The sequence below is a fragment of the Nocardioides euryhalodurans genome, assembly GCF_004564375.1.
Taxonomy (GTDB): Bacteria; Actinomycetota; Actinomycetes; order Propionibacteriales; family Nocardioidaceae; genus Nocardioides; species Nocardioides euryhalodurans.
This window is the reverse complement of the sequence record NZ_CP038267.1, coordinates 2,512,263-2,530,567: the sequence shown is the minus strand read 5'-3', so window position 1 is coordinate 2,530,567 and position 18,305 is coordinate 2,512,263. Positions and strand designations below refer to the sequence as shown.

At 72.4% G+C, this 18,305-nt stretch carries 15 protein-coding genes; 10 read left to right on the top strand and 5 right to left on the bottom strand.

Annotated features, from left to right (window positions below; translation table 11 throughout):
* The first annotated feature begins 48 nt into the window (after window positions 1–48).
* The 3 genes from EXE57_RS12055 to EXE57_RS12045 all read left to right on the top strand — a co-directional run bounded on the left by EXE57_RS12055 (window position 49) and on the right by EXE57_RS12045 (window position 3,212).
* A complete protein-coding gene (locus tag EXE57_RS12055; RefSeq protein WP_135077820.1) occupies window positions 49–837 on the top strand; it encodes a deoxyribonuclease IV in 789 nt (262 codons plus the stop codon).
* A gap of 183 nt (window positions 838–1,020) precedes the next feature.
* On the top strand, window positions 1,021–2,142 hold the full coding sequence (locus tag EXE57_RS12050) for a lipid II:glycine glycyltransferase FemX (protein WP_135077818.1): 1,122 nt from the start codon (window positions 1,021–1,023) through the stop codon (window positions 2,140–2,142).
* Window positions 2,142–3,212 carry an alanine racemase gene (locus EXE57_RS12045; protein ID WP_135077816.1) on the top strand — a complete coding sequence of 357 codons (1,071 nt, stop codon included), beginning with the start codon at window positions 2,142–2,144 and terminating at the stop codon, window positions 3,210–3,212. The genes EXE57_RS12050 and EXE57_RS12045 overlap by 1 nt, the downstream gene beginning before the upstream one ends.
* On the opposite strand, the gene EXE57_RS12040 is transcribed toward EXE57_RS12045, so the two are convergent.
* Window positions 3,173–4,543 carry a glycosyltransferase family 87 protein gene (locus tag EXE57_RS12040; protein WP_244246805.1) on the bottom strand — a complete coding sequence of 457 codons (1,371 nt, stop codon included), beginning with the start codon at window positions 4,541–4,543 and terminating at the stop codon, window positions 3,173–3,175. The two genes, EXE57_RS12045 and EXE57_RS12040, sit on opposite strands and share 40 nt — an antisense overlap.
* Window positions 4,544–4,578: 35 nt before the next feature.
* On the bottom strand, window positions 4,579–6,909 hold the full coding sequence (locus EXE57_RS12035; RefSeq protein WP_135077812.1) for a transglycosylase domain-containing protein: 2,331 nt from the start codon (window positions 6,907–6,909) through the stop codon (window positions 4,579–4,581).
* Between the two features lie 205 nt (window positions 6,910–7,114).
* Here EXE57_RS12035 and EXE57_RS12030 point away from each other — a divergent pair, with 205 nt between their 5' ends.
* The 4 genes from EXE57_RS12030 to EXE57_RS12015 all read left to right on the top strand — a co-directional run bounded on the left by EXE57_RS12030 (window position 7,115) and on the right by EXE57_RS12015 (window position 11,062).
* The gene (locus tag EXE57_RS12030) at window positions 7,115–7,702 is read left to right on the top strand and encodes a PadR family transcriptional regulator (RefSeq protein ID WP_135077810.1); all 588 of its coding nucleotides are present in this window, start codon (window positions 7,115–7,117) and stop codon (window positions 7,700–7,702) included.
* 35 nt (window positions 7,703–7,737) lie between these two features.
* Window positions 7,738–8,823, top strand: coding sequence for an inositol-3-phosphate synthase (locus EXE57_RS12025; protein ID WP_135077808.1), 1,086 nt, complete (start codon window positions 7,738–7,740; stop codon window positions 8,821–8,823).
* Window positions 8,824–8,949: 126 nt separating this feature from the next.
* The gene (locus tag EXE57_RS20220) at window positions 8,950–10,764 is read left to right on the top strand and encodes a S8 family serine peptidase (RefSeq protein ID WP_135077806.1); all 1,815 of its coding nucleotides are present in this window, start codon (window positions 8,950–8,952) and stop codon (window positions 10,762–10,764) included.
* 37 nt (window positions 10,765–10,801) lie between these two features.
* Complete coding sequence (locus EXE57_RS12015) at window positions 10,802–11,062, top strand: hypothetical protein (RefSeq protein WP_135077804.1); 261 nt, start codon at window positions 10,802–10,804, stop codon at window positions 11,060–11,062.
* A gap of 3 nt (window positions 11,063–11,065) precedes the next feature.
* Here EXE57_RS12015 and EXE57_RS12010 read toward each other — a convergent pair whose 3' ends face one another.
* Both EXE57_RS12010 and EXE57_RS12005 read right to left on the bottom strand, forming a co-directional pair.
* A complete protein-coding gene (locus EXE57_RS12010; RefSeq protein ID WP_135077802.1) occupies window positions 11,066–11,521 on the bottom strand; it encodes an SRPBCC family protein in 456 nt (151 codons plus the stop codon).
* Between the two features lie 77 nt (window positions 11,522–11,598).
* Window positions 11,599–12,162, bottom strand: coding sequence for a TetR/AcrR family transcriptional regulator (locus EXE57_RS12005; RefSeq protein WP_135077800.1), 564 nt, complete (start codon window positions 12,160–12,162; stop codon window positions 11,599–11,601).
* Between the two features lie 84 nt (window positions 12,163–12,246).
* Between EXE57_RS12005 and EXE57_RS12000 the strand changes: the two genes are divergently transcribed.
* A complete protein-coding gene (locus tag EXE57_RS12000) occupies window positions 12,247–12,915 on the top strand; it encodes an NADPH-dependent F420 reductase (protein ID WP_135077798.1) in 669 nt (222 codons plus the stop codon).
* A 4-nt stretch (window positions 12,916–12,919) separates the two neighbouring features.
* Here the strand turns inward: EXE57_RS12000 and EXE57_RS11995 are convergent, their stop codons facing one another.
* A complete protein-coding gene (locus EXE57_RS11995; RefSeq protein ID WP_425271713.1) occupies window positions 12,920–14,320 on the bottom strand; it encodes a CCA tRNA nucleotidyltransferase in 1,401 nt (466 codons plus the stop codon).
* A 194-nt stretch (window positions 14,321–14,514) separates the two neighbouring features.
* Here EXE57_RS11995 and EXE57_RS11990 point away from each other — a divergent pair, with 194 nt between their 5' ends.
* Window positions 14,515–16,605, top strand: coding sequence for a DUF6049 family protein (locus EXE57_RS11990; RefSeq protein WP_135077795.1), 2,091 nt, complete (start codon window positions 14,515–14,517; stop codon window positions 16,603–16,605).
* A complete protein-coding gene (gene murJ / locus EXE57_RS11985; RefSeq protein ID WP_244246804.1) occupies window positions 16,602–18,287 on the top strand; it encodes a murein biosynthesis integral membrane protein MurJ in 1,686 nt (561 codons plus the stop codon). Before EXE57_RS11990 ends, murJ begins: the two co-directional genes overlap by 4 nt.
* The last annotated feature ends 18 nt before the right edge of the window (window positions 18,288–18,305 follow it).

Here is an 18,305-nt window from a genome sequence, read left to right as displayed (position 1 = left end):
CGACCGGCCACGGAATCCTCGGTCGGTGGGGACGCCTAGGGTGGAGCCATGCAGATCGGAGCCCACGTCGACCAGACCGACCCGATCGCCGAGGCCGGGGCCCGCAGCGCCCCGCTGGTGCAGTTCTTCCTCGGTGACCCGCAGGGCTACAAGGGCCCCGAGATCCGGTACGCCGGGGGCACCGACGGCCTCCGCGACGACGCAGCCGCCGCCGGGGTCGACCTCTACGTGCACGCCCCCTACATCGTGAACGTGGCCACCACCAACAACCGGATCCGGATCCCCAGCCGCAAGCTGCTCCAGCAGCACGTCGACGCGGCGACCGCGATCGGCGCCAAGGGGCTGATCGTCCACGGCGGCCACGTCAACAAGGACGACGACCCCGAGACCGGCTTCGACAACTGGCGCAAGGCCGTCGACGCGGTCGACCTCACGCTGCCGCTGCTGATCGAGAACACCGCCGGCGGCGACAACGCCATGACGCGCTACCTCGAGCGGATCCGGGGCGTCTGGGACGCGATCTCCTCCTGCGAGCAGGCCGACCTGGTCGGCTTCTGCCTCGACACCTGCCACGCCCACGCGGGCGGCAACCCCCTCGAGACGGTCGTCGACGACGTCCGGGCGATCACCGGCCGGATCGACCTGGTGCACTGCAACGACAGCCGCGACGACTTCGACTCCGGCGCCGACCGGCACGCCAACTTCGGCGCCGGGCGGATCGACCCCGACCTGCTCGCCGCCGTCGTCCGCGACGCCGGTGCCCCCGTCGTGTGCGAGACCCCGGGTGGCGCCGACGAGCACGTCGCGGACTTCGAGTGGCTCCGCGAGCGGCTCTGAGCCCGGAGTCACCGGTCGTCGCCGTCGTGAGCGTCACCAGACGGGTGTGATGGCAAGGTGGAGTGCCGAAGACGGGCCGGGGCCCGTCGAGGTGCGACAACGCCGCCAGCGCGCCCGGATGGGGGCGCGCAACAGGCGAGAGACCGGTGACTCCGCGCTCAGACCACCGGCTAACCTCGACGGGTGACTGCCAGCGACCTCACCGTCCGGACCCTCACGCCTGCCGAGCACCTCGACTTCGTGCGGCGCCAGGCGTCGGTGAGCTTCCTGCAGACCCCCGCCTGGGCCAAGGCCAAGCCCGAGTGGCGGGCCGAGTCGCTGGGCTGGGTGCGGGGCGGCGAGGTGGTCGGTGCCGCGCTGGTCCTCTACCGCCAGCTGCCGAAGGTCAAGCGCTACCTCGCCTACCTCCCCGAGGGTCCCGTCATCGACTGGGACACCGACGACCTCGCCGGCTGGCTGGCGCCGATGGCCGCCCACCTCAAGCAGCAGGGCGCCTTCGGCGTCCGGATGGGCCCGCCGGTCATCACCCGGCGCTGGAGCGCGGCCCAGGTCAAGGAGGGCATCGCCGACCCGGAGGTCCACCGGCTCGACCAGGTCGCCCCGCTGGAGCGCAGCGAGGCCGGCGCCCGGGTCGTCGCCCAGCTGCAGGAGCTCGGCTGGCGCCCGCAGGCGGTCGACGGAGGCTTCGCAGCCGGTCAGCCGCAGCACAACTTCTGGATCCCGCTCGCAGGTCGCACCGAGGACGACGTCCTCAAGGGCATGAACCAGCAGTGGCGCCGCAACATCAAGAAGGCCACCAAGGTTGGGGTGGAGGTCTCGGCCGGGACCGACGCCGACCTCAAGGCCTTCCACGACCTCTACGTCCACACCGCCGAGCGCGACGGCTTCACGCCGCGGCCGCTGGCGTACTTCCAGGCGATGTACGACGCGCTGGCCGCCGAGGAGCCCGACCGTATCCGGGTCTGGTTCGCGCGTCACGAGGGTGACCTGGTCGCCTCGACGATCGCGATCCGGGTCGGCACCCACGCGTGGTACTCCTACGGTGCCTCCTCCACCGAGAAGCGCGACGTGCGCGGCTCCAACGCCGTGCAGTGGGCGATGATCCGCGACGCGCTCGCCGCGGGTGCCGACGTCTACGACCTGCGCGGCATCACCGACACCCTCGACAGCGACGACCCCCACGTCGGGCTGATCCAGTTCAAGGTCGGCACCGGCGGCGAGGCGGTCGAGTACGCCGGCGAGTGGGACCTCCCGCTCAACGGCCTGCTCTACAAGGCGTTCGACACCTACATGAGGCGTCGCTGATGGCGCTCACCCTGACTGTCGACGGCGATCGCTGGCGGCAGCACCTGCGCGCGGTGGCGGAGGCGACACCGGGGCTGGTGCCGGTCTGCAAGGGCAACGGCTACGGCTTCGGGCTGGGCCGGCTCGCCCGGCGCGCCGGCTGGCTGCGGGACCAGGGCTTCGACGTCGACACCATCGCCGTCGGCACCTACGAGGAGCTGCCCGAGGTCGCCCAGCGCTACTCAGGCGACCTGCTCGTCCTCACCCCGTGGCGGCCCTTCGGCGCCGCGCTGGAGCTGCCGGCCGAGCTCTCCGGCCGGGTGGTCCACACGGTCAGCCGCGAGCAGGACCTCGTCGACCTGCTGGGCCGGCAGCCCGGGGCCCGGTTCGTGCTCGAGCACCTCACCAGCATGCTGCGCCACGGCATGACCGGCCGGCAGCTGCGCACCGCGGCCGACCACCTGGCCGGCGCCCGGGCGGGCCGGCTGGAGGGGATCGCGCTGCACCTCCCGCTGGCGCAGGGCTCCCACCTCGGCGAGGTACACCGGTTGCTCAACGACGTCGTCGCCGCCGGACTGGCGCCGACGACGATCTGGGTCAGCCACCTCACCCCCGAGGAGCTGGCGACGCTCCGCGCGTCGTACGCCGACTTCCGGATCCGGCCTCGGATCGGCACCGACCTGTGGCTCGGTGACCGGGGCGCGCTGCGGGTGACCGCGACCGTGCTCGACGTCCACGAGGTCGACCGCGGCGACGTGTTCGGCTACCGCGGCCGTACCGCTCCCAAGGCCGGCCACCTGCTCGTCGTCAGCGGCGGCACCGCCCACGGCATCGGGCTGGAGTCCCCCACCGGTGACAGCAGCCTCAAGGCGCGGGCCGCGACCCTGGCCCGCGGTGGCCTCGACGCGGTCGGCTTCGTGCGCAGCCCGTTCACCATCGACGGCAAGCAGCGGCTCTTCGCCGAGCCACCCCACATGCAGGCCTCGATGCTCTTCCTCCCGCACGGCCCCCGGGTGCCGCAGGTCGGTGAGGAGGTCGAGGTACGGGTGCGCTACACCGCGACCGGTTTCGACCGCGTCCTCGTCAGCTGACGCTCCTCCCACACCGGGTCGTGGGCGGGGTGCATCACGTCGCGCACGACGATCCCGGCGAGGTAGAGCTGGGCGGCCACGCGCAGCAGGATCGCGATCCAGTAGAAGCCGGCCTCGCCGCCGCCGGCGGGTGCGAGGTAGCCGCCGAGGTACCACCAGACCGCTGCGAAGTAGAGGACCTCGCCCGACAGCCACACCAGCTGGTCGCGCCAGCGGGGCCGGGCCAGGGCGGCGAGGGGCAGCAGCCACAGCACGTACTGCGGTGAGTAGACCTTGTTGACCAGCAGGAAGCCCAGGACCACCAGGAACGCGAGCTGCGCGAAGCGGGGGGTGACCGGTGCGCGCAGGCCGAGCACCAGCACTCCCGCACACCACGCCGCGAGGAACAGCCACGACACCAGGTTGATGGTCGAGGGCGAGGTCGTCGTCCCGGCCGCCTGGTCGAGCACCAGCCACAGCGAGCCGAGGTCGGCACCCCGCTCTGAGTTGAAGCGCCAGAAGTGGAGCCACTGCTCCCACCCCGTCAGCATCGCCGGCAGGTTCGCCAGCAGCCACGCGGCCACGGCCGCACCGAGCACGCGCGCGAAGACCGGGAGCCGCCGCTCGCGCAGGCAGATCACCAGCACCGCCCCGAGCAGGAGCAGCGGATAGAGCTTGGTCGCCGCGCCGAGGCCGATCAGGACACCGGTCAGCACCGGCCGGTCGCGCGCCCACGCCCAGGCCGCGCCCGCGACGAGCGCCACCGCCAGCAGGTCCCAGTTGACGAGTCCGGTCAGGGCCAGGGCGGGCGAGACCGCGAGGATCGCCGCGTCCCAGGGTCGTCGCCGGTGCACGCCGGCGAGGAACCAGACGGCCAGCAGCGTCAGCGCCGCCAGCCCGGCCGCGTTGACGACGACGTACAGCGTCGCCTCCCGCTGCACGTCGGCCTCACCGGCCAGCGCGTCCGCGGGGAGGGCGTAGCGCGGCTCGAGGTCGGGCGAGCCGCTGAGCCAGTGGGTGGCCCAGGCGGTGCCCCACGCCCAGTAGGTGATCCCGGCGGGGTACTCCATCACCTCGTAGCGCGCCCGCACCTGCTCGTCGCCGGTGTAGGGCCAGCTCAGCTCCGCGAGCCCCCGGCCGGTGTAGAGGTAGGGGATGTCGGAGTAGCACATGTGGGCGTAGCGCTGCTCCCCGTCCTGCCACGCGTCCTGGTAGCAGCTGGTCTTCTGGACCATGCCGAGCGCGAAGCAGACGGCGGTGAGGACGAGCAGCACCCGGACCGGGGTCCACCACGGGTGGCGGCCGGCGTGCTCCCCGACCGGTCCCCCCACGCCCTCGCTGAGGGCCCCCACGACAGGGTCGTCACGGGTGGGGTGGACCGGACCGGTCACGAGTCGTAGCGCTCGCGGGTGGCCGGGGCCGTGCCGCCGCCGCCACCCCCGCCACCACCGCCGGAGCCGCCACCGCCGGAGCCGCCGCCGCTGTTGCCGGGCGGGTCCTCGGTCTCGCACGGCGGCTGGAGGGGTCCGCCACAGGTCGGCTCGGGCTCCTCGGTCGGCGTCGTCGGCTCCTCGGTCGGCGTCGTCGGCTCCTCGGTCGGCGTCGGCTCCTGCGTCGGCGTCGGCTCCTGCGTCGGGCTCGGCTGCTTGGTCTGGGTCGGGCTCGGCGCCTGCGTCTGGGTCGGGCTCGGCGGCGGCGTGTACGGCTCGTGGCCCTCGTCCGGCGCGTCGCCGTCGACGTAGACCGGCTCGGGAAGCTGTTCGACCGGCATCCCCTCCAGCGCCCGCTGCATCACGGCGGTCCAGGTCTCGGCCGGGTAGGAGCCACCGAAGTACTCCGGCAGCCAGCCCTGAAGCTGCTCGTTGCCCTTGCCCCGGACGTACATCACGGCCGTGCTCAGCTGCGGCGTGTAGCCCGCGAACCACGCCGAGGACACGGCGCCCTCCCCGGTGGTGGCGGTGCCGGTCTTGCCGGCCGCCGGCCGGTCGAGCGCCAGCGCGGCCGTGCCGGAGCCGCTCTCGACGACCTGCTGCAGCGCGAAGCTGACGTCCTTGGCGATGTCCTGCTCGACCGCCTCGGTGTCGGCGACCCGGTGCTGGTAGCGGGTCTCACCGCTCTGGTCGACGACCTTCTCGATGATGTACGGCTCGGCCGCCCGGCCCTGGTTGGCGATCGTGGCGTAGGCGTTGGCCATGTTGATCGGGCTCACCGTGGCGCTGCCCAGCGCGACGCCCGCGTTGGGCTCGAGGCCCGGCGAGGTGCTGGGGAAGCCCGGCCCCCGGCGCCCGGCCTCGGCCGGCGGGATGCCGAGCCGGTTCGCGGCGTCGACGACCTTCTGGGGTCCGTTCTCCATCGACATGGTCATGTCGATGAAGGCGGTGTTCACGGAGTTCTCGGTCGCCTCGATCATCGAGATCGACGAGCCGTAGTCGGTGTCGCCCTGGTTCTCGAAGTCGGTGCCGTCGGGGAGCACGATCGGGGAGTTGCCCTCGAAGGTGTCCTTGATGGAGAAGCCGTCCTCGACGGAGGCGACGAGCGCGGAGGCCTTCATGGTCGACCCAGCCTGGCCGCCCGCGACCGCCCAGTTGATCTGGGAGTCGAGGTAGTCCTGGCCGCCGTAGAAGCCACGGACGGCGCCGGTGCCGGGCTCGACGCTGGCCACGCCGACGTGCAGGTCCTTGTCGCCCGAGCCGGGCTCGGTGTTGCCCTCCTCCACGCCGGGGATCGCGGCGGGGAGTCCCGTGGGCCGGACCTCCTGCACGCCCTCCTGCGCGGCCGTCATCGCCTTGCGCGTGAACGTCGTGGTGACGCGGAGCCCGCCGCCCTCGATCTCGTCCTCCTTGAAGCCGAGCTTGACCAGCTCGTCGCGGACCATCGTCAGCACGTGGCCGCGCTGGCCGCCGTACTGGCTCTCCTGCTCGATCTCCGGGAAGGCCGGCAGCCGGCGGGCCGCCCGCTCGGCCTCGCCCGCCGGGACCATGCCCTCCTCGGCCATGCCGGACAGCACGTACTGGTAGCGCTCCTTGAGGTCCGCCCTCGCCTGCTTGCCGTTGGCGGGGTCGTAGCCGGACGGGTTGTTGAGCACGGTGGCCAGCACCGCGCTCTGCCGCAGGTTCAGGTCCTTGGCCTCGATGTCGAAGTACGCCTTGGCCGCGGCCTGGACGCCGTAGGCGCCGCGCCCGAAGTAGATGGTGTTGAGGTAGCCCTCGAGGATCTCCTCCTTGCTGACGTCGCGCTGCAGCTTGAGGGAGATGATCGCTTCCTTGATCTTGCGGGTGAGCGTCTGCTCCTGCGTCAGGTAGAGGATCTTCACGTACTGCTGGGTGATCGTCGACGCGCCCTGCGTGGAGTTGCCGCGGGCGTTGCTGAAGGCCGCGCGCAGGATGCCCCGGGGGTCGATGCCCTGGTCGGTCCAGAAGGTGCGGTTCTCCGCCGCGACGACGGCGTCCTTCATCGAGTCGGGCATCTGGTCGAGCGGGATCGACTCGCGGTTCTGGGTCGCGAAGGTGCCGATCTGCTGCTCACCGTCGGCGTAGTAGACGAAGCTCGTCTGGGTCTCGAAGTCCTCGTTGGGGTCGGGGACGGCGATCGCCTGGTAGAGGACGACGAAGCCGGCCACGGCCACGAGGGTGCCGACGAGAGCCAGCACCAGCAGCCACTTGCCGGCACGGCGCAGCCGCGAGCCCTTCTTCACGGGTCGCTTCGGCTTCTTCGTCATGGGCGGGCCGTCGGCCCGTCGCTTTCCACTCAAGGTCTCGTACTTCCGATCAGGTGGCGCTCGGGGGTGCGCGCCCCGGCTCTGCCGTGGGCGCGTGCGCCCATCAGGGTACGCAAGGGCCCGGAAGGGGGACGAAATCCCGCGGGAACGGCTCGCCGGGGACCTGGGTCCGCGTGCGCCTGGATATATCGGTACGATAGGTCGCATGACACGTCGTGGCGAGACCATCGAGCTGGCAGTCCTCGGACTGCTGCACGAGGGTCCGATGCACGGCTACGAGCTGCGCAAGCGGCTCAACCTGATGCTCGGGTGGGGGCGGGTGCTGTCCTACGGCTCCCTCTACCCGGCGCTGAAGAAGATGCTGCGCGCCGGCCTGATCGAGGATACGAAGGAAGCCACGACCAGCCGACGGCCCCGGATCGCCTACCAGCTGACCGAGGCCGGCAACGTCGAGTTCCAGCGACTGATGTCGGAGGTCGGCCCGACCGCGTGGGAGGACGACACCTTCGACATCCGGTTCGCGTTCTTCGGCCGGACCGACATGGAGATCCGGCTGCGGGTGCTCGAGGGACGGCGCAGCCGGCTGCAGGAGCGGCTGGAGAAGGTGCAGAAGCAGCTGGCGATGACGCAGGAGGAGGTCGACCGCTACGCGGCCGAGCTCCAGCGTCACGGCGTCGAGTCGGTCGAGCGCGAGGTGCGCTGGCTGTCCGAGCTGATCAACGCCGAACGGACCGAGGGCCAGCGGGACATCCCGCCCGGCCAGAAGACGAACACGGGTCAGTCGCAGGGCTGACCCAGGACCAGCAGGACCGAGGAAGGAACACTCGCATGGGTGCGGTACGAGTAGCAATCGTCGGTGTGGGCAACTGCGCCACGTCCCTGATCCAGGGCGTTGAGTACTACAAGGACGCTGACCCGGCCGGCACCGTGCCCGGCCTGATGCACGTCATGTTCGGCGACTACCACGTCTCCGACGTGGAGTTCGTCGCGGCGTTCGACGTCGACGACATGAAGGTCGGCAAGGACCTCTCCGAGGCCATCAACGCCTCCCAGAACAACACCATCAAGATCTGCGACGTCCCCACGCTGGGCGTCGAGGTGCAGCGCGGCCACACGCTCGACGGCCTCGGGAAGTACTACCGGGAGACCATCGAGGAGTCGGCCGCCGAGCCGGTCGACGTCGTCGCGACGCTCAAGGAGCGCCAGGTCGACGTGATGGTGTCCTACCTGCCGGTGGGCTCGGAGGAGGCGGACAAGTTCTACGCGCAGTGCGCCATCGACGCCGGCGTCGGCTTCGTCAACGCGCTGCCGGTCTTCATCGCCTCCGACCCCGAGTGGGCCAAGAAGTTCGAGGACGCCGGCGTCCCGATCGTGGGCGACGACATCAAGAGCCAGGTCGGCGCGACCATCACCCACCGGGTGATGGCCAAGCTGTTCGAGGACCGCGGCGTGGCCCTCGACCGGACCTACCAGCTCAACGTCGGCGGCAACATGGACTTCAAGAACATGCTGGAGCGCGACCGCCTGGAGTCCAAGAAGGTCTCCAAGACCCAGGCCGTCACCTCGAACCTCCAGGGCGAGCTCGCCGGCAAGGTCAGCGACCGCAACGTCCACATCGGCCCGTCCGACTACGTGCAGTGGCTCGACGACCGCAAGTGGGCCTACGTCCGGCTCGAGGGCCGCGCCTTCGGTGACGCCCCGCTCAACCTCGAGTACAAGCTCGAGGTCTGGGACTCCCCCAACTCGGCGGGCATCATCATCGACGCGATCCGCGCGGCGAAGATCGCCAAGGACCGTGGGCTCGGCGGCCCGCTCATCGGGGCGTCGTCGTACCTCATGAAGAGCCCGCCGGTGCAGCTCCCCGACGAGGAGGGCCGTCGACGCGTGGAGGCCTTCATCACGGGCGAGGAGTGACCTCTCACAGCACGCGGTGAGGCAGGGCGGTGACCGGTCGGTCACCGCCCTGTCGCTTTCCTGACCGCTACCCCTCCCGCCAGCCTCCCGACAGGTCTAGCGTGGACAGGAGCGATGGGGGTCGTCATGAACGCCGACAGTCCGAACCACTACCGGTTCCTCCCGCACGGGCGCGGCAGCGCCGAGTCCACGAGCATGGATCCGCGGTTGCAGCGCCTGGTCGCGATGCGTCGCCTCGGACGCTCGAAACCCTCGACCGCGAGCACCGACGAGAACGAGGTCGCCGTCATCGCCAAGGTCGCCTCCGTCGAGGCGTTCGAGGCGCTCTCCGAGGTCACGCCCGGCGTCCGGCTCGGCGACGTCGCCGAGGACGGCACCACGATCGTGACCGCGCGGGTGCCGGTCGCCAGGATCGACGCCGTCCGCGCCCAGGAGGGCGTGGTCAGCCTCAAGCCCGCCCAGCGGCTGCGGCCCGCGCTCGCGGCCACGACCGCCGAGATCGGCGCCCGGCCCGAGGACCTGCCGGCCGGGACGCCGCGCGGCGACGGCGTGGTGGTCGGGGTCATCGACTTCGGCTGCGACTTCGCCCACGAGAACTTCCTCCGCGACGGGGGCGGGACCCGGCTGCTGAGGCTGTGGGACCAGAACGGCTCCGGGAACGGCTCGCCCGGTTTCGCGTACGGCGACGTGCACGCCACCGCCGCGATCGACACCGCCCTGGCGACCCCCAACCCGTACGTCGCCCTCGGCTACCGGCCCGGGCCGCGGTCGCACGGGACCCACGTGATGGACATCGCGGCCGGCAACGGCCGCGGGACGGGCGCGCCGGGGGTCGCGCCACAGGCGGACCTGGTCTTCGTGGAGGTCGCCAGCAGCGACATCCCCTGGGGCGGGGCCGAGGCGGTGGGCGCCAGCTTCGGCGACTCGGTGCAGCTGCTGGAGGCGCTGGCCTTCGTCTTCGAGAGCGCCGGGAGCTCCCCGTGCGTGGTCAACGTCAGTCTCGGGACCAACGGCGGCCCCCACGACGGGACCACCCTCGTGGAGCAGGGCATCGACCGGCTGCTCACCCAGGCCCCGGACCGGGCGGTCTGCATCGCCGCGTCCAACGCCTTCGCGGACGGCATCCACGCGGCCGGCACCGTCTCGGCGACCGCACCGCTCGAGCTGGCCTGGGTGGTCGCGGACCAGGACCAGACAGACAACGAGCTGGAGCTGTGGGCGCCGGGAGCCAGCCGGCTGAGCGTGGACCTGGTCGCGCCCGGTGGCCAGGTGGTCGGGACGCTCGGGCCGGGCGAGAGCGGGTCGGTGACCCGGGAGGGCGAGCTGGTCCTCTTCGCCGCGAACCGGCTCGACGACCCCAACAACCACGACAACACCATCGGGGTGTTCCTCTCCCCGAAGGTGCCGGTCGGACGCTGGGTGCTGCGGCTGACGTCGCTGTCGGGGGACGACGTACCGTTCCACGCCTGGATCGAGCGCGACGACAACGGGCCCTCGACCTTCGAGGAGCCGCTGGACAACACGCACACCATCGGCTCCATCTCCTGCGGGCAGAAGAGCATCGTGGTGGGGTCCTACGACGCCCACAAGCCGGCGGCGCCGATCTCGTGGTTCTCCAGCGCCGGTCCCACCCGCGACGGCCGGGAGAAGCCCGAGGTCTCGGCGCCGGGCCACGACGTGGTGGCCGCGTCGTCGACGACCGGGACCGGGACGACCCGGAAGTCGGGGACGAGCATGGCCAGCCCGGCCGTCGCCGGCTGCGTCGCGGTGCTGCTGGCCGAGGCGGCCCGCCGGCAGCGACAGCTCGACGTCGACGAGATCAGGTCCATCGTGGCCGCGAGCTGCCGGCCCGACCCTCCGGTCGCGGGTGCCTGGGACGACCGCTACGGCGCCGGCCGGGTCAGCCTGGCCGCCATGGTGAAGGCGCTGGCGGGCCCGTGACCACGACCGGCACGGGCACCGCGAGTACGCTGCGAGCGTGCCCGAGCCGTTGCAGTTCGACGCCGAGTCCGGGGAGGAGCCCGACGCGGCCGCTCCCGACGCGGACGCCGAGCCGACCCGGGTGATCGTCAAGGTGTGCCGTCCGGGCTACGTGCCCGAGGGGTTCACCGTCCGTGCCCGGGTCGACGACGTGCTGTTCACCGCGGAGGCGTCGGCCTCGGCCGTGCTCGCTGCCCGCGACGACCCGGAGGTCGAGGCCATCGAGCACTCCCGCCCGCTCTCCCTCGACGAGGAGTAGGGGTCAGGCCTCGGCGTCGGCCTTGATCCGGCCGAGGGTGTCGCGCATCCCGTCGCGGAGCTCGCCGGTGAACCGGCCGACGCCACCGAGCACGGCGTCCTGGAGCCGCAACGAGATCGGCGTGATGCCGTCCGGGGTCTCGCGCTGCTGGGTCACCCTGGTCCCGGTCGCGGTGGGCTCCAGCCGGAAGGACCAGATCACCCCGTTGTCCAAGATGTGGAACGCGAAGTCGCGGTGCGGCTCGAAGCGGACGACCTTGGAGCGGGTCGGCCAGAGCAGGACGCCCCGGCGGTTGACGTTGACCGCGCGGGTGCCGAGCTCCACCGGGCCGCGGACGAAGGTGCGGACCACCTGCGGGCTCCAGGACGCCATCCGCGGCAGGTCGGTCACCAGCGACCAGACCCGCTCCGGCGGGGCGCTGATCTCGACGGTCTCCTGCAGGGCCTCGATGTCGGTCATCCGGCGAACCTAGCGGGGACGGGACGCCCTGCGCCGTGACCCGGACCACGTGCGGCGCGCGGGCCCCGGGCCCCGGGTCAGCCGACCGCGGCGGCCACCAGCTGCCGGGCGCTCTCCCGGGCCTGGTCGGCGACGGCCGGGTCGGCCTCGAGGGCGCCGTCGGCCAGTCCGCCGTCGAGCAACAGGGTCAGCGCCCGGGCCAGGGCGTCGGGCCGCTCGGCCCCCGCGTCGGTCGCGAGGTCCTGCACCCACGTGCGGACCCCACGCTTGTGCGCCACCGTCCGCTGGTGCACCGGACCGCCGGGCGTGGACTCCGCGGCGGCGTTGAGGAAGGCGCAGCCGCGATAGCCCTCCCGCCGGCACGCCGTGCCGAGGGCGTCGAAGAGGCCCACGAGCTGGTCGGCCGGGCGGGTGCCCGCGGCCGACGCCGCCGCCCGGAGCTGACCGGTCCACACCTCGTCGACCCGGTCGAGGTAGGCGAGCACCAGGTCGTCCTTGCCCGGGAAGTGCTTGTAGAAGGTCGCCTTGGCCACGCCCGACTCCGCGATCAGCAGGTCGACGCCCACCGCCCGCAGCCCGTGGCGGTAGAAGAGGCGGAACGCCGTGTCGAGGATGCGCTGCCGCGCGGGGGACGGTGCCACGCGTTGATAGTAGACAGATCTGTCTGCTACGGTCCAGCCAACGACAGGCAGACCGGTCTGTCTACCCCTCGTCAGGAGCAGCAGATGAAGATCGCCGTCCTCGGCACCGGCATGGTCGGGCAGGCCCTCGCCGCCCGGCTGTCCGGACTCGGCCACACCGTCACCGTCGGCACCCGCGACCCGGAGGCCACGCTGGCGCGTACCGAACCCGACGTCGGCGCGTGGCTCGGCGAGCACCCCGAGGTCACCCTCGCCCCGTACGCCGAGGCGACCGCCGGTGCCGAGCTGGTCGTGCTGGCGGGCAACGGCGCGGCGTCCCACGACATGCTCGCTGCCGCCGGGGGCGACCACCTCGATGGGACGGTGGTGCTCGACATCTCCAACCCGCTGGACTTCTCCGCCGGGTTCCCACCCAGCCTGTTCGTCAAGGACACCGACTCGCTGGGCGAACAGCTGCAGCGCCGGTTCCCGGGACTGCGGGTCGTCAAGAGCCTCAACACCCTCAACGCCTCGCTGATGGTCGAGCCCGCAGCGCTGGGCACGTCGAGCACCGTGTTCGTCTCCGGTGACGACGCCGGGGCCAAGGCCCTGGTCGTCGCACTGCTCGAGTCGTTCGGGCACGACGACGTGATCGACCTCGGGGGGATCGAGACCGCCCGTGGCACCGAGATGGTGCTGCCGCTCTGGCTGCGGCTGATGGCCGCGCTGGGCACGCCCCACTTCAACCTCAAGGTCGTGCGTCGAGCCTCCTGACGGCTCAGGGGGTGCGGGAGGCCCACCACTCCTGCAACCGGCGGCCGGCCTCGTCCTCCCCCAGCGGTCCCTCGTCCATCCGCAGCTCCAGCAGGAACCGGTAGGCCTCGCCCACCTCGCGACCCGGGCCGATGCCCAGCAGCTCCATGATCTGGAAGCCGCTGAGGTCGGGCCGGAGGGAGGCGAGCTCCTCCTCCTCGGAGAGCCGCTCGATCCGCGCCTCCAGGTCGTCGTAGCTGCGCCGCAGCCGCTCGGCCTTGCGGCGGTTGCGGGTGGTGCAGTCGGCGCGGGTCAGGATGTGCAGCCGCTCCAGCTGGTCCCCGGCGTCCCGGACGTAGCGGCGCACGGCGGAGTCGGTCCACTCACCGCCGCCGTAGCCGTGGAACCGCAGGTGCAGCTCGACCAGCGTCGCGACCGCGTCCACCTCCGCGCTGGAGAAGCGCAGCGCCTGCATCCGCTTGCGCGTCATCTTGGCGCCCACCACGTCGTGGTGGTGGAAGGTGACCGTGCCGTCGTCGACGAACCGTCGGGTCCGCGGCTTGCCGACGTCGTGCATCAGCGCCGCGAAGCGGACGACGAAGTCAGGCGTCCCGGGCAGCCGGTGCTCGAGGTCGATCGCCTGCTCGAGGACGGTCAGCGTGTGCTCGTAGACGTCCTTGTGCCGGTGGTGCTCGTCGCGCTCGAGCGCCAGCGCGGGCAGCTCGGGCAGCACGTGGCCGGCCAGCCCGGTCTCCACCAGGAGCGCCAGCCCGCGGCGGGGGTGGGGCGCGCACACCAGCTTGACCAGCTCGTCGCGGACCCGCTCGGCCGAGATGATCGAGATCCGGTCGGCCATCGCGGTCATCGCCGCGACCACCTCCGGGGCCACGGCGAAGCCGAGCGTGGCGGAGAACCGGGCCGCGCGCATCATCCGCAGCGGGTCGTCGGAGAAGCTGTCCTCCGGCCGGCCCGGGGTCCGGAGCAGTCCGTGGGCGAGGTCCACCACGCCGCCGTAGGGGTCCTCGAACGAGCGGTCGGCCACGTTCACGGCCATCGCGTTGACGGTGAAGTCGCGACGACCGAGGTCGCCGGCGAGGTCGTCACCGAAGGCGACGTCGGGCTTGCGGGACGTGGGGTCGTACTCCTCGGAGCGGTACGTCGTGATCTCGACCTGCCACGGGCCCTTGCGGGCACCGATGGTGCCGAAGGCCCGGCCCACGTCCCAGACGGCGTCGGCCCAGCCGGTGACCAGCCGCTCGGTCTCCTCCGGCCGGGCCGAGGTCGTCAGGTCGATGTCGACGCCCTGCCGACCGAGCATCGCGTCGCGCACCGGGCCCCCCACGAGGTGGAGGGCGTGGCCGGCAGCCGCGAACCGCTCGCCCAACGGCTCGAGGAGCGGGGCGAGCCGGTCCAGCTCGGCCCGCATCGACTGCTGTGCGTCGACCATGCTGACGACGGGCGGGACGGGCTCGGACACGACCGCGAACTCTATCGTCCGGAGCCGCCGCGGGTCGCACCGGCGAGCTGCCGCGGCCGCCCCGGGAGCAAGCCGGGGACGCGTCGGTGACCCGCGCCCACGGGCAGACCGGGGCGCCACCGGCGCCGGATAGAGTCGGCGCCGTGCCCCGACCGCCGTCCCTGCTGCCTGCCCTCGTGGCCGCAGCAGCGGTGCTGGCGGTGGTGCCGGCAGCCCCGGCGGCAGCGGCTCCGATCGACCCCGAGGACCCGCTCCTGGTGACGATCGAGGAGCTCACACCGGGGGAGCTCCCCGAGCGTGGACCGGTCACCATGCGCGGCACGGTCACCAACGTCAGCGACGAGCGGTGGCGGGCCATCAACGTGCACGCCTTCATCGACGACGTACCGCTGACCACCACCGACGAGCTGGCCGCCGCGGCCGAGGTCCCGACCGACGTCGAGGTGGGTGACCGGATCACGACCGTCGGCACCTTCGACAGCATCGGGTCGCTCGACCCGGGTGAGACCACGTCGTACTCCATCCGGCTGCGGCGCGACCAGATCCCGGTCGACCAGCCGGGCGCCTACTGGTTCGGTGCCCACGCACTGGGCAACACCACCGCCTTCCGGGACGGCGTGGCCGACGGACGGGCCCGCACCTTCCTCCCCCTCGTGGAGCAGTCCGCGCGGCCCGTGCGGACCGCCCTGGTCGTCCCGATGCGCCGCGCCGTCCGGCACGCCCGCGACGGATCCATCACCGGGACCCGCAGCTGGGTGGACGCCCTCTCCACCGGCGGCTCGCTCGAGACGCTGGCCGACCTCGGCGCAGCCGCCGGGTCGCGCCCCCTCACCTGGCTGGTGGACCCGGCGGTGCCCCAGGCGGTGCAGCGACTGGTCGCCGGCAACCCTCCGCGCAGCCTCGCCGACACCGTCGAGGACGATTCCGCCCCCGAGCCGAGCGAGGAGCCCAGCGAGTCCCCCAGCGGGTCGGGGTCGACGGCCTCCGAGGACGAGGAGGCCGCGGCCGACGACCCGGCCGCGGTGCAGGGGACCGCCTGGCTGGAGCGCATGGACGAGGTGCTGGTCGGCGACCGGATCCTCACGCTGGCCTACGGAGACCCCGACGTCTCCGCCGCCACCGACCACGGCCAGGACCTCCTCACCGCCGCCCGGGAGCGCTCCGGTGAGGAGGTCGCCGCCTTCGACCTACCTGCGGAGCCGGTGGTGGCGCCGCCGGAGGGTCTCCTCTCGCCCGACGCCCTCGCCCGCGTGCCGTCCGGCACGGTCACCCTGCTCGGCGACGACAGCCTCCCGGAGGAGCGCACCGGCAACGTCTTCGACGTCGACGGGCGGGTGGTCCACGTCGCCGACTCGGACGTGTCGCTCGGTGGACCGGGCCCCGAGGACCCGCTCACCGCCGTGGCCCTGCGGCAGCGGCTGCTCGCGGAGGCCGCCGTACGCACGCTGTCCGGCGGGCGGCCCACGCTGGTCGCGGTGCTCCCCCGCGCGTGGTCCCCCGCCGACCCGCGCCAGTTCTTCACGGGCCTGGACGTCGACTGGGTCGACCTGACCGACCTCACCTCCCTCACCGGCGCCAGGGAGCTCGCCCCCGATGCGCTCGCCTATCCCCCGGAGGAGCGGGAGCGCGAGCTGCCGGCGGCCAACTTCCTCGCCGCCGAGGCCCTGCTGGAGGGTGGCGCCACCCTGGCCAACGTGCTCACGCAGAACGACGTGGTCGACCGGCAGGTGTCCGACGAGGCACTGGCCTCGCTCTCCTACTTCAACCGCGACGTGGCCGAGCGGGTGCGGACCCAGACCATGCGCTCGCAGGAGTGGGTGGAGCGCCGGCTGTCCGCAGTGCGGGTCCGTGCCCCGCTGGGGGTCACGCTGTCCAGCGCGACCGGCGGCTTCGTCACCACCGTCACCAACCGGCTCGACCACCCGGTGACGGTGTCCCTCAAGGCGATCACCGACGCCGCGCTGTCGGTCGAGGTGCCCCAGACCATCGACCTGGCCCCCCGGGGACGCCAGACGGTCCAGCTCGACGCGAGCGCCGACCGGCCGGGCGTCCACTACGTACGCCTCGTCGTCACCGACGACACGGGGACGCCGCTGGGGTCCTCGGCCACGCTCCCGGTGCGCTCCACCCAGGTCAGCGAGGTGATCTGGGTGATCCTCGGGATCGGCGTGGGCCTGCTGTTCCTGGCGATCGCCGTCCGCCTGGTGCAGCGGATCCGGAGCGAGCGCGCGTGAGCGACTCCAAGATCCTCTCCTCCACGGCGGTGATGGCGGCCGGCACGGTCGTCTCGCGGCTGAGCGGCTTCGTCCGCTCCGCCCTGCTGATCGCGGCGCTGGGCGCGGGGCTCCACGCGGAGCTCTTCAACGTGGCCAACACCGTGCCCAACATGCTCTACATCCTGCTGGCCGGCGGCATCTTCAACGCGGTGCTGGTCCCGCAGCTGGTCCGGACCATGAAGAACGACCCGGACGGCGGCGAGGCCTACACCAACCGCGTCGTCACGCTCGCCGCCACGTTCCTGGGCCTGGTGACGATCGTGCTGGTCGTCGCGGCGCCGTGGGTGATGCAGCTGTTCCTGAGCCCGGAGTTCGACACGCCGGAGCTGGCCGCCCACGTCGACTCCATCAACGCCTTCGCCCGCTGGTGCCTGCCCCAGGTCTTCTTCTACGGCATGTTCGTCCTGGCGGGCCAGATCCTCAACGCGCGGGGCCTCTTCGGCCCGATGATGTGGGCGCCCATCGCCAACAACCTGATCGCGATCGCGATGCTGGCGACCTACCTGCTCACCTTCGGCCCGGCCGGTCCCGAGGAGCAGGGCGGGCCCTTCACCCCCGGGCAGGAGGCGATGCTGGGACTCGGGTCGACGCTCGGCATCGTCGTGCAGCTGCTGGTGCTGCTCCCGTACCTGCGCCGGGTCGGCTACCGCTTCCGGCCGCGCTTCGACCTGCGCGACTCCGGGCTCGGCCACACCCTGCGGCTCAGCGTCTGGACGCTGCTCTTCGTGATCGTCAACCAGATCGCCTACGCCGTGGTCGTCAAGCTCGCGACGGGCGGTCCGGCCAGCACCCTGGGCGAGGCGCCGGGCGCGACGGGCTACACCGTCTACTCCTACGCCTTCCTGATCGTGATGGTCCCCCACTCGGTCATCACCGTGTCGCTGGCGACCGCGATCCTGCCCCGGCTCTCCGAGCAGGCGGCCGCCGACGACCAGGCCGGGCTGTCGCGGACGCTGGTGATGGCGCTGCGCACCGCCCTCGCGGTGATCGTCCCGTTCGCGCTGCTGCTGCCCCTCGTGGCCCGCGACGCCGCCCACGTCATCTGGGGGTACGGGGCTGGCCGCGACAGCTACCAGAACTTCGCCCCCACGCTCGCGCTCTTCGGGATCGGGCTGGTGTTCTTCACCGTCCACTACCTGATGCTCCGCGGGTTCTACGCCCTCGAGCGCACCCGCACCGTGTTCCTCATCCAGTGCGTCATCGCGGCCACCAACATCGCCGTCGCGGTGCTGCTGGTCCGGGAGTCGACCGCGGCGCAGACCTCGCCCGCCCTGGTGCTGGCGTACGGCTCGTCGTACCTCGTCGGCGCGATCGTCTCCTCGGTGGTGCTCGTGCGCCGGTTGCGTGCCGACGCCGGACCCGGCACCCGCGTGCCCGGGTCCGCGGCGTCGCTGCTCGGCTTCGTGGGCCGGTTGCTGCTCGCAGCCCTGGTCTCCACCGCGGCCGCGTACGTGGTCCACCTGCTGCTCGGCGTGCTCGGCCCGGACCCGCACCTGGTGGTCGCGCTGCTCCGGGCGCTGGCGGTCACCACCGTCGACGTGGTCGTGTTCGTGCTGCTGGCGCGCCTGCTGCGGCTCGAGGAGGTCACCGGGGTGCTCGACACGGTGCTGCGGCGGCTACCGTCGCGACGACAGGCATGAGGCGACCTACCATGACGA